This is a genomic window from Streptomyces sp. MB09-02B, from assembly GCF_033794485.1.
Lineage (GTDB): Bacteria > Actinomycetota > Actinomycetes > Streptomycetales > Streptomycetaceae > Streptomyces.
This window is the reverse complement of the sequence record NZ_JARGEE010000963.1, coordinates 1-744: the sequence shown is the minus strand read 5'-3', so window position 1 is coordinate 744 and position 744 is coordinate 1. Positions and strand designations below refer to the sequence as shown.

At 66.0% G+C, this 744-nt stretch carries 1 protein-coding gene; it reads left to right on the top strand.

Annotated elements, in window-relative coordinates:
* Positions 1-461 precede the first annotated feature (461 nt).
* Positions 462-744: 2-oxoglutarate dehydrogenase E1 subunit family protein (locus P1P70_RS45345; RefSeq protein ID WP_319248430.1), on the top strand; the 283-nt coding region annotated here is incomplete at its 3' end.

The following is a 744-nucleotide window of genomic DNA, read 5'->3' as shown; positions in this document are numbered from 1 at the left end:
GGGGCGCAGCCCCCAGGGACAGGATGGGACGGGTAGGGGCGGCGGGGGCGGAAAAATCCCGCGATACCCACATCTCATCTGGCTGAATCCCCCCGCCATTGCCAGATATCGCTCATCCTCCCGGGGCTTACTTCTTCCCCAAGTTGACGTAAAGTTCGAACCGGAGCCACAAGATCCATGGCAGTTCCGCCCAGCCGGACACGTGTGATCAGGTGCGTTCGAGCAGAGGGCCGCGTGCACATCCCCGCAGGCCCCACCCGACGCATGCCCGGCACGTGCCCCCCACACCCATTCCAGACCGGAACCACGCTTGTTTCCCGCCATTTCAACCCCCGAAACACGCATTCCAATGTGACTTACGCGACGAAGAGTGGGCTCGACCTGACCTTCCCGGCCACGGGGGCGTAGCCTTTATTCCCGCTGTCCATCACCTTGTGAAGCGGAAGAGGGCGGTTGCCGCCGTGTCGCCACAGTCCCCCAGTAACTCGAGCATCTCGACCGACGCAGACCAAGCGGGTAAGAACCCCGCCGCGGCCTTCGGTCCGAACGAGTGGCTCGTCGACGAGATCTATCAGCAGTACCTCCAGGACCCGAATTCGGTAGACCGAGCCTGGTGGGACTTCTTCGCCGACTACAAGCCAGGCGCAGCTGCCGCCTCGGCTCCGGCGAGCTCTGCGGCCACGGGGGCCGCAGCGACCACCACACCCGCGGCCCCCGCCGCGCCGGCCCAGACCGCTCCGGCGG